Origin of the sequence: Bacillus sp. FSL R9-9410 (genome assembly GCF_038050385.1) — a bacterium.
GTDB classification, from domain to species: Bacteria; Bacillota; Bacilli; order Bacillales; family Bacillaceae_G; genus Bacillus_A; species Bacillus_A cereus_U.
Genome location: NZ_JBBOTV010000001.1, coordinates 3,539,913 through 3,552,565, shown reverse-complemented (window position 1 = coordinate 3,552,565; position 12,653 = coordinate 3,539,913). Strand labels below are relative to the sequence as shown.

The following is a 12,653-nucleotide window of genomic DNA, read 5'->3' as shown; positions in this document are numbered from 1 at the left end:
GGTAGCAAACTAACGTTCGTTATGTAAGTGAAAGGTGGGGTTACATGTCACTTCGATTTGTGATTGGTAGAGCTGGAAGTGGAAAAAGTACACTTTGTTTACACGAAGTGCAAGAAGAGTTGAAACAGCGCCCAAGAGGGAAAACAATATTATATCTTGTGCCAGAACAGATGACATTCCAAACGCAGCAGGCGTTAATTGGTAGCGAAGATGTAAGAGGTTCTATTCGGGCGCAAGTTTTTAGTTTTTCGCGATTAGCTTGGAAGGTGCTGCAAGAAGTTGGCGGAGCGAGTCGTCTTCATATTGATGAAGCTGGTGTACATATGTTGCTTCGTAAAATTGTAGAGTCTCGTAAAGATGGACTATCTGTGTTTCAAAAAGCAGCGGAGCAAAACGGTTTCTTTGAACATCTTGGTAGTATGATTGCGGAGTTTAAACGTTACAATGTGACGCCTTCTAACGTATATGAAATGTGGCAACAATTAGACGCGCATAGCAGTAGTGCAGAGCAAAAGCTATTAGCGAATAAAGTGTATGATTTACAGTTACTATATGATGATTTTGAACGTGCTTTAATCGGAAAATATTTAGATTCAGAAGACTACTTACAATTATTAATTGAGAAGCTTTCAGACTCTGAGTATGTAAAAGGCGCGGAAATTTATATAGATGGATTCCATTCATTTTCTCCTCAAGAGCTAGAAATTGTTAGAGGGCTAATGAGATTAGGAACTAGAGTAACAATAACATTAACGATAGATGAAAAAACGTTAGCGCAGCCAGTGAATGAACTAGATTTATTTTATGAAACGACGTTAACGTATGAAAGAATAAAACAAGTAGCGCGTGAAGAGAAAATAGAAGTTGAAAAAACAATTCCACTTATGGGACAGCCGCGTTTTCATTCGCAAGCATTAGCGCATTTAGAAATGCATTATGAAGCGCGTCCAAATGAAAAGTTTCACGGTGAAGCGAGTGTGACAATTAGTACAGCAGCTAATTTACGAGCTGAAGTAGAAGGTGTTGCTCGTGAAATTCGAAGACTTGTGGCGACTGAAGACTATCGTTACCGAGATATCGCAGTCCTTCTTCGTAACGGAGAAAGTTATTACGATGTAATGCGAACGTTATTTACGGATTATAATATCCCGCATTTCATCGATGAAAAACGCCCGATGTCACATCATCCGCTAGTAGAATGTATTCGTTCGGCTTTAGAGATTATTAGCGGGAATTGGCGTTATGATGCAGTGTTCCGCTGTGTGAAAACAGAACTTTTATATCCACTAGACGTAAGAAAAGAAGCGATGCGCGAAGAGATGGATGAGTTCGAAAACTACTGTTTAGCGTACGGTGTACAAGGGAAGAGATGGACTTCTGAAGATCCGTGGATGTATCGTCGTTATCGTTCTCTTGATGATGCGAGCGAAATGATAACAGACAGTGAGCGTGAAATGGAAGAGAAAATAAATCGACTTCGCGACGTTGTAAGAACGCCAGTTATTCGTATGCAAAAAAGACTGAAGCGTGCTGGAACAGTTATGCAAATGTGCGAAGCGGTATATTTATTTTTAGAGGAGCTTGACGTTCCGAAAAAACTAGAGGCATTACGTATTCGTGCAGAAGAAAGCGGAGATTTCTTATTTGCGACAGACCATGAGCAAGTATGGGAAGAAGTGATGAGCCTTCTTGATACGTTCGTTGAGATGCTTGGCGAAGAGAAGATGTCTCTGTCTATGTTTACTGATGTAATGACGACGGGTCTTGAGGCACTTCAATTTGCGAACATTCCGCCGTCACTAGATCAAGTGTTAGTTGCTAATATTGATCATTCTAGATTATCAGATGTTAAAGCGGCGTTCATTATTGGCGTAAATGAAGGAGTGATTCCAGCAGCGCCCATGGATGAAGGTATGCTTTCTGATGAGGAAAGAAATGTTCTCACCGCTGCAGGTATCGAATTAGCACCAACGACGAGACAAACTTTATTAGAAGAACAGTTCGTTATGTATCAAATGGTGACGAGAGCATCTGAGAAGTTATACATTTCCTGTCCGCTTGCGGATGAAGAAGGAAAGACGTTACTTGCTTCTAGTTTTATTAAGAAAATAAAAAGAATGTTCCCTGATGTGAAAGAATCGTTTATTACGAATGATGTAAATGACTTATCACGTTCGGAACAAATTTCATATGTAGCAACGCCAGAAGTAACTTTGTCTTACGTCATGCAGCAACTGCAAACGTGGAAGCGCTACGGATTTGAAGGCAATTTAGACTTTTGGTGGGACGTATATAACTTCTACGTTACTTCAGATGAATGGAAGCAAAAAAGTAGCCGTGTGTTATCAAGTTTATTCTACCGAAATCGTGCACAGAAACTAAGTACAGATGTAAGTAGGGATTTATATGGAGATACAATTAAGGGAAGCGTTTCTCGTATGGAACTATTTAATCGCTGTGCGTACGCTCATTTTGCTCAGCACGGTTTATCGCTAAGAGAGCGTGATATTTTCAAACTTGATGCGCCAGATATCGGTGAACTATTCCATGCAGCGCTGAAGAGAATTGCAGACAAGCTATTACGTGAAAATCGTACTTGGGCGGATTTATCAATAAAAGAGTGTGAGCACCTTTCTGCTTTAGTAATAGAAGAAATTGCACCATTATTACAAAGACAAATTTTATTAAGTTCGAACCGTCATTTCTATTTAAAACAAAAACTACAACAAATCATTTTCCGTACATCACTTATTCTTCGTGAACATGCGAAGTCGAGTGGCTTTGTACCAGTTGATTTAGAAGTACCGTTCGGTATGGGCGGGACTGGATCGCTTCCGCCAATGGAATTTGCGTTACCAAATGGTGTGAAGATGGAAGTAGTTGGCCGTATTGACCGTGTTGATAAGGCGGAAGATGAGAGTGGTACGTTCCTTCGTATTATTGATTATAAATCAAGCTCGAAAGCGTTAGATTTAACAGAAGTGTATTACGGACTCGCACTTCAAATGTTAACGTATTTAGATGTTGTTACTTCAAATGCACATACGTGGATGAAAAAGGGCAGTACTGCATCACCGGCGGGTGTATTGTATTTCCATATTCATAACCCGATTGTTGAGATGAAAGGCGATGCATCTGAAGAAGAAATTGAGAAAGAAATTTTAAAGAAATTTAAAATGAAAGGGCTCGTACTAGGAGATGCTGACGTTGTTCGTTTAATGGATAATAAACTTTCAACAGGAAGCTCTGATATTATTTCTGCTGGTCTGAAAAAAGATGGTAGTTTTAGTGCGCGTTCTAGCATTGCAAGTGAACAAGAGTTTAACGTACTTCAAAAATATGTACACCACTCGTTTGAAAATATCGGAAAAGACATTACAGAAGGTGTTATCGATATTGCTCCTTACAAAAAGGGGAATAAAGCGGCATGTACGTTCTGTAACTTCAAATCGGTTTGTCAATTTGATGAATCACTTGAAGATAATCAATTCCGTACGTTAAAAGATATGAAAGATAGCGAAGCAATGGAGAAAATTAGAGAGGAGGTTGGCGGAGAATGATAGAAAATTGGCCTCAGAAACCAGAAGGTAGTCAATGGACAGATGACCAGTGGAAAGCGGTTGTAGCGAACGGACGTGATATTTTAGTCGCAGCGGCAGCTGGATCAGGGAAAACAGCGGTATTAGTTGAACGTATTATTAAAAAGATTATAAGTGAGGAAAATCCAGTCGATGTCGACCGCCTGCTCGTTGTAACATTTACGAATGCAGCGGCGCAAGAAATGAAAAATCGAATTGGGGAAGCGTTAGAAAAAGTATTAATTGATGGGACAGGTTCACAGCATATAAGAAAGCAGCTTAGCTTATTAAATAAAGCTTCCATTTCTACCATTCATTCATTTTGTTTACAAGTTATTAGAGGATATTATTACATGCTTGATGTCGATCCTCGTTTTCGTATTGGGAACCAAACAGAAAATGAGTTATTAAAAGAAGAAGTGCTAGATGACATATTAGAAGAAGAATATGGAATCGAAGATAATAGTATTTTCTTTGAATTAGTTGATCGTTATACGAGTGACCGTAGTGACGATGACTTACAACGAATGATTTTAGCGCTTCATACAGAATCAAGAGCACATCCAAACCCGGAGAAGTGGCTTGATAAATTAGTAGAAGCATACGACGTTGAAGGAAAGACGATTGAAGATTTAGTGTACGCTTCTTACTTATTAGAAGATGTGAAGTTTCAGCTTGAAACAGCGGAAAAGCATATTCGTAAGGCGACTGAACTCGCAATGCTTCCTGATGGTCCAGCGCCTCGCGTTGAAATTTTACAAGCGGATTTAGCTTTACTTGGAATGTTATCATCAGCAGCTCGTGGGTCGTGGACAAGCGTTTATGAAGCGATGCAAAATGTATCGTGGCAAACATTAAAGCGTATTAAGAAAAGTGATTACAATGAAGATGTTGTAAAACAAGTAGATTCTCTTCGTAATAAAGCGAAAGATGAAGTGAAGAAATTACAGGAAGAGCTATTTAGCCGCAGACCTGAAAGTTTCTTACGAGATTTTCAAGATATGCATCCTGTATTAGAAAAACTCGTGAAGCTTGTAAAAGTATTTACAGAGCGTTTCCAAGCGATTAAGCGAGATAAAGGAATGGTCGATTTCACAGATTTAGAGCATTTCTGTTTGCAAATTTTAAGTGAGCAAAGTGAAGACGGTGAAATGAAGCCGTCAGCAGTAGCACTTCAATATCGTAATAAATTTGCTGAAGTACTAGTCGATGAATATCAAGATACGAATTTCGTACAGGAATCAATTATTAAATTTGTAACGAAAGATTCTGAGAGTGAAGGAAACTTGTTCATGGTTGGTGACGTAAAACAGTCAATCTATCGTTTCCGACTAGCAGAGCCTGGTTTATTCTTAGGAAAATATAAACGTTTCACACAAGAAGGATTGGACGGCGGAATGAAGATTGACTTAGCGAAAAACTTCCGTAGCCGTCATGAAGTGCTAGCAGGTACGAACTTTATCTTCAAACAAATTATGGGCGAAGAAGTCGGAGAAATCGATTATGATGCTGACGCTGAATTAAAGCTAGGTGCTAGCTATCCAGCAGGTGAAGATGTAGCGGCAGAACTACTATGCATTCAGCAAACTGAGGAAGAAGTGCAAGACGGTGAAGAAGGTGCCGAAGTAGAAAAAGCGCAGCTTGAAGCTCGTCTTATGGCGCAGCGTATTAAAGCGATGGTTGATTCAGATTATGAAGTGTATGATCGTAAAACGGATAGTATGCGCCCTGTACAATACCGTGATTTCGTTATTTTACTTCGCTCCATGCCATGGGCGCCGCAAATTATGGAAGAGTTAAAACTACAAGGAATTCCAGTATATGCTGACCTTGCGACTGGTTACTTTGAAGCGACAGAAGTAAATATTATGATGAACGTATTCCGCGTTATTGATAATCCGGTGCAAGATATTCCGCTTGCAGCTGTACTTCGTTCACCGATCGTTGGACTAAACGACGAAGAACTTGCGACGCTTCGTGCTCACGGAAAGAAAGGCTCGTTTTATGAAGTGATGAGCTCATTCTTAAAGGGAGCGCCGCTTGAAGAAGAACAAGAACTGCATGATAAATTAGAGTGGTTTTATAACTTACTGCAAGGGTGGCGTGAATTTGCGCGTCAACAATCGCTTTCCGATTTAATTTGGAAAGTGTACGGTGAGACAGGCTATTACGACTTTGTCGGCGGTTTACCAGCCGGAAAGCAAAGGCAGGCAAACTTACGCGTACTATATGACCGCGCAAGACAATATGAAGCAACATCGTTTAGAGGATTATTCCGCTTCTTACGTTTTATTGAGCGTATTTTAGAACGCGGAGATGATATGGGAACGGCGAGAGCTCTTGGAGAACAAGAAGATGTTGTTCGCATTATGACGATTCATAAAAGTAAAGGGCTAGAGTTCCCAGTCGTATTTGTAGCTGGACTTGGTCGCCGTTTTAATACACAAGATTTAATGAAGCGTTTCTTACTTCATAAAGATTTCGGTTTCGGTTCACAATTTATCGATCCTCGTAAACGAATTAAATATACGACATTATCGCAACTAGCGATTAAGCGTAAAATGAAGATGGAATTAATTGCGGAAGAAATGCGCGTACTATACGTAGCGTTAACACGTGCAAAAGAGAAGTTAATTTTAATTGGAACGGTTAAAGATGCAAATAAAGAAATGGAAAAATGGCTCGATGCAAGAGAGCATAGTGAATGGTTATTACCAGACCATATACGTGCCGGAGCGTCATGTTATTTAGACTGGATTGCACCTTCATTATATAGACACCGTGATAGTGAAATGCTGCTTGAATTAGGACAAGGAAATATTCCAGGTGAAATTTATGAATATAGTGCTAGCTGGAAAGTAGAAGTTGTTGAAGGAAAAGATCTACTTGCACCAGAACCAGTTCAAGAAGAGAAACAAGAGTTATTAGAAGCGCTTCGCGATAAAAAAGCTGTTCCGTTAGAAAGTGAACGGAAAGAAGAAGTGTACGACAGATTAATGTGGAAATACGGGTATGAGGACGCAACATCTCACCGTGCGAAACAGTCTGTTACAGAAATAAAGAGAAATTATCAATCTGAAGAAGGTAGCGATAACGCCTTTATTAAAAAACTTCGTGCACCAATTAAAACACGTCCACGCTTTATGGAGAAAAAAGGACTAACGTACGCAGAGCGAGGGACAGCAGTCCATGCCGTTATGCAGCATGTAGATTTGAAGAAACCAATTACGATTGAAGTTCTTCAAGAGCAAATTGCAAGAATGGTAAATAAAGAACTATTAACATTTGAACAAGCTGAAGAAATAGCGATTGAAAAAGTAATTTCATTCTTTGACAGTGACTTAGGTAAAAGGGTATTAGCAGCAAAAAGTGTTGAGCGTGAAGTACCATTTACGATGATGCTTGCAGCAGAAGAGGCGTATCAAGATTGGCAAGGGAAGAAAGGCGAATCAATACTTGTCCAAGGGGTTATCGACTGCATGATCGAAGAGGAAGATGGAATTACTTTAATCGACTTTAAAACAGATACGATTGAAGGAAAGTTCCTAGGCGGATTTGATCAAGCGAAACCAACTTTAGAAGACCGATACAAAGTGCAGCTTTCACTATATGCAAAAGCACTCGAGAAAAGCTTAAAACATCCTGTGAAAGAGAAATGTTTATACTTCTTTGATGGGAATCATGTTGTAAATATTGAGGAATAGAGCTTAGAGAGGGGTTATGGATTATGGCGACGTTAAGAACTTGTGATCAAGGACACGAGTACTACAAAAGTAGCGATTGTCCAACTTGCCCAACCTGTGTGAAAGAGAGGAAGCCAAAAAAAGGCTTTCTTTCTCTTCTTTCAGCACCAGCAAGACGAGCGTTAGAGCACCATGGAATAACGACTGAAGCAGAACTTTCAAAGTACAGTGAAAAAGAAGTTTTGAAACTGCACGGTATAGGGCCAGCATCTTTACCTAAATTGAGAACGGCTTTAGAAGATAAGGGATTATCATTTAAATAAAGAAAAACTAATCATTAGCGGGGAGTAGCATCTTCACTAATGATTAGTTTATATAAGCGAATGGATTATAATATTAAGGAAGGAAGTGCAACATGATGGATTTTGAAACAGTAATGCAAGAGCTTGAAACGCTCGGTAAGGAACGAACTAAAAAAATATACATATCTAATGGTGCAAAGGATCCACTTTTTGGCGTAGCTACAGGTGCTATGAAACCAATTGCAAAGAAAATAAAAATAAATCAAAGTTTAGCTGAAGAGCTGTATGCCACAGGTAACTACGATGCGATGTACTTTGCAGGCATTATCGCAGACCCAAAAGCTATGAATGAATCGGATTTTGATCGTTGGCTGGCTGGGGCGTACTTTTATATGCTGTCCGATTATGTTGTGGCAGTAACTTTAGCTGAATCAGCTTTTGCACAAGACGTGGCTGATAAATGGATTGCAAGTGGTGACGAACTAAGAATGTCAGCGGGATGGAGTTGCTACTGCTGGCTTTTAGGGAATCGAAAAGACAATGAATTTTCCGAAAGTAAGATTGCCAATATGCTAGAAGTTGTGAAAAATACAATTCACGATGCGCCAGAACGAACGAAATCCGCTATGAATAATTTTCTAAACACCGTGGGGATTTCATATGTGCCGCTACATGAAAAGGCAGTTGAAACAGCAAAGGAAGTAGGCATTGTAGAACTAAAACGGGACAATAAGAAAAGCAGTTTTCTAAATGCTTACGAAAGTATTCATAAAGAACTTGATAGAGGAAGACTCGGGTTCAAACGTAAATATGTAAGGTGCTAAAAATTAGGATTCTGAAATTCTGTAAAATATTCAACTTTTGTATAAATACATCTATTCCTTTATTCTAGAAAAGGACGCTATTTTTTGAATAAAACTTAGATTTTCAAATGACTTTATTGCTATAAATTTAACCCCGTCCTAAATTTAGAACGGGGTTGTGCTTGTTTGAGCTTTTAAAATATAATAAATTTATTTTCATTTTATAAAGAGAGTAAATATCATAAGAGGTATATATCTGTTTGGAAATAAACAATTGAAGGGGAATGTGCATGGATCCCATTAAAGAGAAATTAGATTTATTACGTAATGAAATAAAAGATATGGGTGGTATGATCGATTTAGATTGGTGCGATAGATTGTTATACCCTTATTATAAACACTTTAATGATAGTAAATTGAGATATCGATCAGGTTCATTGTTAGCATTTTGGGGAATTCTCCTAGAGTGGAAAGATGAAAGTGGATTTCCATTTTATACAGGCACTCAGGAGTATGATTGTCATCATTTTGATATGTATTTAAAGGGATTTCTAAAGTACGCTCCTAAGATTGAGAGGCAATTTCCGAATATTTATCTTGTTATTGTTGAATCACTGATGGAGTTGGATGAAAGAGAAAGATGGGAAAGTGAATTTCCTAACATATGTAAGGAGTTATTCGATGCTGTTAGGGAGGAACTGTTCCATACTGATGTTACACAGATAAATGATGAGACATATCAAAATGCATATAAAGAAGGAAAAATGCTATATTAAAAGAATATAAGCTTGAATTAAAGTTATCTTTAATAGAAGAAACAGCCCTAGCTCTACACAATATAGAGCTAAGGCTGTTTCTTTTTTACGCTGTTCCAATTTGATCTTGGTCTGCTACATCAGAATCAAATGTATTTGTTGCGCTAACGCCGCTAAAAGTGTTGACGACAAATCCGACATTGGAAGCCCCAGATCCGTTATAAGCTTTCGTATTTTCTTTCGGAGACACGTTATAAAAATCTCCTAAGTTGAAAGAGCCGTTACTGTTTTGAACGACAAGATTTCCTACAACCGAAGGCATACCATCCACCTACTTTACTAAGCTTTTTAATTACTATATGAATTATTTAGAGGAAGGTTCATCAGTAATAAATTGGCGGATTTGTAGCGTGCGAGAATTATTAAAAACATAGTCAACATTGCCGATTTGGAAGCACGCGGAATTTAAAATTGTTCGCAAGTGAACATCATTTACTTCAATAAAAGGGCACTCATTTACAATATTCATTTTTACATCTGTTGTTCGCTTTGGAATTGTAATGTATTCATCTGTAAAGATTTCAAACGCATCAAAACGACCTTCACCTTTTATATAACAAGGGATTTCTCGATGAACGATAAGTGCTCTATTTTTTAATTCTATTTGATTAGCATCCCCGACTTGAAAGACGGCTGCAACCCCCATAGAAATGATAGAAACATTTTGTACAACTGAAATATGACGGAGCATAATTTTTCCTCACCTCAACCTGGAGTCGGAGGGACATCTGTTACTAATGGTACAAATGGCCCCTCTGTAACGGATTCGAATGGCGTATCAAGAATAGAAGAAAGGATGAGAAGGTTTGCATCTCCAATTAAAAATAATGCGGAAGAAGAAACCCCGGTCATTTTAATCTGCCCTACTTTTAACTCGCGGTTCACAACATTTAAATTCATACATACTTACTCCTTTCGAAAATTGCCCGGTATGTGTTGAATAAAGGAAAGAAAGGCTTTGTCAATATCTTGTTTCATTGCTTGAATAATGACGTCTCGTAAATAATCGGGATCTGAGGAAATACCCTCATACGATTGAACTTGTGATAAATAATATGGAAGTCTATGTTCCATCTGTTTTTTTATGTCATCCACCATCATTTGTCGATACATCTCATCAAGCGGCGTTCTCTCTTCTTGTTCAAAATGGAGAATGCGACTATATGCTTCTTCATCTAAATAGCGATGCATTTCTTGAAGGATACCTTGATAAAAGTCTGGATTTATTTCTGTTTCAGGATTTACTTTTAGTGTTTCTGTATCTACTTGAAAATCTTCAATTTGTTGCTCTTTTGTTGAAAATGGATTCAAGCCAATATTTAAAGTGCCGTTTAAATTTTCTACTTTTAATTGATCGAATTTATATTCCACTTTTCCTATAGAAGAGGAGGGACGACTTTTTAACTCATTAAGCTCTTCTTGTAGTAGGCGAACTTGCTCTTCAAGATTTAGAATAGTTTGCTGCTGTATTTGGAGAGCTTGCTGAAGTTGGTGTAGGTAAGTGTATATATCTTGATTCATTTTGTGAAACCTCCTTTTCAATAGGGAGGGTATATTCCTGCTATATATTTATGATAATGGTGGTCTAAGAAGAACTAGTTGAAGGTTTAATAGAAATAATTTGTCCTTTCGCATGTAAAGGGCGAAGAGGTTCTGTAAATCCGCCAGTATTTGAGAATTTAGAAAGAGCCTTAATACTACCTGCAGTTCCAATTTGAAAAACGGAAGAGGTCGTAATGCTATCGATTTTAATGCTGTTAATGATGATACTTTGGTTCACATAAAAATTCAATGCAATCGCCTCCTTTAGTTCGAACCGATTATTGCTTGATCAATTACATCTGAATCATTGACAGTCGTTGAGCTTTGATAATTGTAGACAGAGACGTTATCCCCAACATTAAATGAACCTGCTCCGGCAAAAGCGCGTGAATAACTAATAGGCCTAATCGCAAATACATCTCCAATATGAAAAATACCACTTGATCCAATATTAACGATACGAATATGTCCGACCATAGCTGGCATACAAAACACCTTTCATTTTTAAAATTTTCTTTTCTACTATTGTATGGGCGTTTTCAATAAAATGTGTATTTTTTTGAAATAAAAGAAACACATACGTTATTGCGTATGTGTTTCGAACATTTGAGTATGTGTGCAATCTGTATGTATAGGCCAAACAACATTTAAGAGCCTGTCCAGTTCTTGGCTACAATCTACTGTTTTTTGAGAAGTCATTCCGTAGCGTTCAGCAAAATAGATCATTTTTTCGCGTTTTTTTTCGATAGCTTGCTCAAACATTGAAATCGGCTCCATCTCTCAATAAATTTTATGTATATATGTAGTACATATTATACAAAAATTCCATAAAAAAGAAACATCTTCGCTAAAAAAAGTATAATTTCTACATTTTATGTCAAATAACGGATGAGGAACGAATATAAGGAGGGAGGAATATTGTAAAAATTAGCGTGCGGGAGAAGGTTTTTTTCTTAAGGATGCGAATACAATTAAAGGGTATGAGTTTTAGGATGGAGAGTGGAAATGTTGCGTTTTGTAACGGCGAAGAAAGAAGAAAAGGTATTTGTAGGTATTGTGGATGAAGAGGAAGAAAAAGTATTACATTTAAGAGAAGCGCAAAGACAAAAAGGGGAAAAGGTTACTATCCCTATTACCATGTTAGAGTGTATTGAGAGAGGAAGCGAATGTCTTGAGAAAGTATGCGACATTGTAAATTGGGCGAAGGAAAATGCGGGATCGGCGTATTATCCGTTAGCAGAGGTGAAAATATTAGCACCGATTCCAAGGCCGAGAAAAAATATTCTTTGTGTTGGAAAGAACTATCGTGAGCATGCGGTAGAAATGGGCGGAGAAGAGTCTATCCCTGAAAATATAATGATTTTTACAAAGGCGCCAACAACAGTTATCGGAATTGATGAGCAAATTAATGGTCACCCTCACGCAACGAATGAACTTGATTACGAAGGTGAACTAGCAATCGTTATCGGTAAACGAGGGAAACAAATAAAAATAGAAAAAGCTCTTGATCATGTTTTTGGATATACAGTTATAAATGATGTAACTGCTCGGGATATTCAAAGAAAACATAAACAATTTTTCCTAGGGAAAAGTTTCGATACATTTTGTCCGATGGGACCGTATTTAATTCATAAATCGATGGTTAGAACGCCGAATGAATTACACATTGAAACAGTGGTAAATGGAGAAGTAAGGCAAACTTCAAATACGAGAGAAATGATTTTTTCAGTAGAAGAAATTATTTCAACTATAAGTAAAGGTATGACATTAGAGCCAGGAGATATCATTGCAACAGGGACGCCAGCTGGTGTTGGTAAAGGTTTTACACCACCGAAATTTTTGCATGCTGGTGATGAAGTTGTTGTTACAGTAGAGGGAATTGGTACGCTAAGAAATATAGTGAAATGAAAAAAGAGCTATCTTGTGAAAA

At 37.9% G+C, this 12,653-nt stretch carries 13 protein-coding genes; 6 read left to right on the top strand and 7 right to left on the bottom strand.

All coding sequences use genetic code 11. The features are described from left to right. Window positions 1-44 precede the first annotated feature (44 nt). The 5 genes from addB to MKX77_RS18475 all read left to right on the top strand — a co-directional run bounded on the left by addB (window position 45) and on the right by MKX77_RS18475 (window position 9,142). Window positions 45-3,560, top strand: coding sequence for a helicase-exonuclease AddAB subunit AddB (gene addB / locus MKX77_RS18495; RefSeq protein ID WP_341307437.1), 3,516 nt, complete (start codon window positions 45-47; stop codon window positions 3,558-3,560). Further along, a complete protein-coding gene (addA, locus tag MKX77_RS18490) occupies window positions 3,557-7,282 on the top strand; it encodes a helicase-exonuclease AddAB subunit AddA (RefSeq protein ID WP_341307436.1) in 3,726 nt (1,241 codons plus the stop codon). The genes addB and addA overlap by 4 nt, the downstream gene beginning before the upstream one ends. A 23-nt stretch (window positions 7,283-7,305) precedes the next feature. After that, window positions 7,306-7,584: an RNA polymerase alpha subunit C-terminal domain-containing protein gene (locus tag MKX77_RS18485; RefSeq protein WP_341307435.1), complete on the top strand. Its 279-nt coding sequence runs from the start codon at window positions 7,306-7,308 to the stop codon at window positions 7,582-7,584. 95 nt (window positions 7,585-7,679) lie between these two features. After that, entirely contained in the window at window positions 7,680-8,387 is a 708-nt protein-coding gene (locus MKX77_RS18480) for a DNA alkylation repair protein (RefSeq protein WP_341307979.1), read from the top strand. 269 nt (window positions 8,388-8,656) lie between these two features. After that, window positions 8,657-9,142: a hypothetical protein gene (locus MKX77_RS18475; protein ID WP_215555538.1), complete on the top strand. Its 486-nt coding sequence runs from the start codon at window positions 8,657-8,659 to the stop codon at window positions 9,140-9,142. Between the two features lie 85 nt (window positions 9,143-9,227). Here MKX77_RS18475 and gerPF read toward each other — a convergent pair whose 3' ends face one another. The 7 genes from gerPF to MKX77_RS18440 all read right to left on the bottom strand — a co-directional run bounded on the left by gerPF (window position 9,228) and on the right by MKX77_RS18440 (window position 11,485). Next, window positions 9,228-9,443, bottom strand: a complete 216-nt coding sequence (gerPF, locus tag MKX77_RS18470; RefSeq protein ID WP_001141570.1) for a spore germination protein GerPF — start codon at window positions 9,441-9,443, stop codon at window positions 9,228-9,230. A 42-nt stretch (window positions 9,444-9,485) separates the two neighbouring features. Continuing rightward, window positions 9,486-9,872: a spore germination protein GerPE gene (locus tag MKX77_RS18465; RefSeq protein WP_215555539.1), complete on the bottom strand. Its 387-nt coding sequence runs from the start codon at window positions 9,870-9,872 to the stop codon at window positions 9,486-9,488. A gap of 14 nt (window positions 9,873-9,886) precedes the next feature. Next, window positions 9,887-10,081 carry a spore germination protein GerPD gene (gene gerPD, locus MKX77_RS18460; protein ID WP_002087035.1) on the bottom strand — a complete coding sequence of 65 codons (195 nt, stop codon included), beginning with the start codon at window positions 10,079-10,081 and terminating at the stop codon, window positions 9,887-9,889. 6 nt (window positions 10,082-10,087) lie between these two features. After that, window positions 10,088-10,702, bottom strand: a complete 615-nt coding sequence (locus tag MKX77_RS18455) for a spore germination protein GerPC (RefSeq protein WP_215555540.1) — start codon at window positions 10,700-10,702, stop codon at window positions 10,088-10,090. 64 nt (window positions 10,703-10,766) lie between these two features. Then, the gene (gerPB, locus tag MKX77_RS18450; RefSeq protein ID WP_001012507.1) at window positions 10,767-10,973 is read right to left on the bottom strand and encodes a spore germination protein GerPB; all 207 of its coding nucleotides are present in this window, start codon (window positions 10,971-10,973) and stop codon (window positions 10,767-10,769) included. Window positions 10,974-10,987: 14 nt separating this feature from the next. Then, on the bottom strand, window positions 10,988-11,209 hold the full coding sequence (gerPA, locus tag MKX77_RS18445) for a spore germination protein GerPA (RefSeq protein ID WP_001111190.1): 222 nt from the start codon (window positions 11,207-11,209) through the stop codon (window positions 10,988-10,990). Window positions 11,210-11,305: 96 nt separating this feature from the next. Next, window positions 11,306-11,485 (bottom strand): aspartyl-phosphate phosphatase Spo0E family protein, encoded by a 180-nt coding sequence (locus MKX77_RS18440; protein ID WP_002087032.1) that lies wholly within the window; start codon window positions 11,483-11,485, stop codon window positions 11,306-11,308. A gap of 243 nt (window positions 11,486-11,728) precedes the next feature. Between MKX77_RS18440 and MKX77_RS18435 the strand changes: the two genes are divergently transcribed. Further along, window positions 11,729-12,631, top strand: coding sequence for a fumarylacetoacetate hydrolase family protein (locus tag MKX77_RS18435; protein ID WP_341307434.1), 903 nt, complete (start codon window positions 11,729-11,731; stop codon window positions 12,629-12,631). The last annotated feature ends 22 nt before the right edge of the window (window positions 12,632-12,653 follow it).

Excerpts from the sequence above, each read along its gene's own strand:
- addB (WP_341307437.1), top strand. The coding sequence starts at position 45 with ATGTCACTTCGATTTGTGATTGGTAGAGCTGGAAGTGGAAAAAGTACA.
- addA (WP_341307436.1), top strand. The coding sequence starts at position 3,557 with ATGATAGAAAATTGGCCTCAGAAACCAGAAGGTAGTCAATGGACAGAT.
- MKX77_RS18485 (WP_341307435.1), top strand. The coding sequence starts at position 7,306 with ATGGCGACGTTAAGAACTTGTGATCAAGGACACGAGTACTACAAAAGT.
- MKX77_RS18480 (WP_341307979.1), top strand. The coding sequence starts at position 7,680 with ATGGATTTTGAAACAGTAATGCAAGAGCTTGAAACGCTCGGTAAGGAA.
- MKX77_RS18475 (WP_215555538.1), top strand. The coding sequence starts at position 8,657 with ATGGATCCCATTAAAGAGAAATTAGATTTATTACGTAATGAAATAAAA.
- gerPF (WP_001141570.1), bottom strand. The coding sequence starts at position 9,443 with ATGCCTTCGGTTGTAGGAAATCTTGTCGTTCAAAACAGTAACGGCTCT.
- MKX77_RS18465 (WP_215555539.1), bottom strand. The coding sequence starts at position 9,872 with ATGCTCCGTCATATTTCAGTTGTACAAAATGTTTCTATCATTTCTATG.
- gerPD (WP_002087035.1), bottom strand. The coding sequence starts at position 10,081 with ATGAATTTAAATGTTGTGAACCGCGAGTTAAAAGTAGGGCAGATTAAA.
- MKX77_RS18455 (WP_215555540.1), bottom strand. The coding sequence starts at position 10,702 with ATGAATCAAGATATATACACTTACCTACACCAACTTCAGCAAGCTCTC.
- gerPA (WP_001111190.1), bottom strand. The coding sequence starts at position 11,209 with ATGCCAGCTATGGTCGGACATATTCGTATCGTTAATATTGGATCAAGT.
- MKX77_RS18440 (WP_002087032.1), bottom strand. The coding sequence starts at position 11,485 with ATGTTTGAGCAAGCTATCGAAAAAAAACGCGAAAAAATGATCTATTTT.
- MKX77_RS18435 (WP_341307434.1), top strand. The coding sequence starts at position 11,729 with ATGTTGCGTTTTGTAACGGCGAAGAAAGAAGAAAAGGTATTTGTAGGT.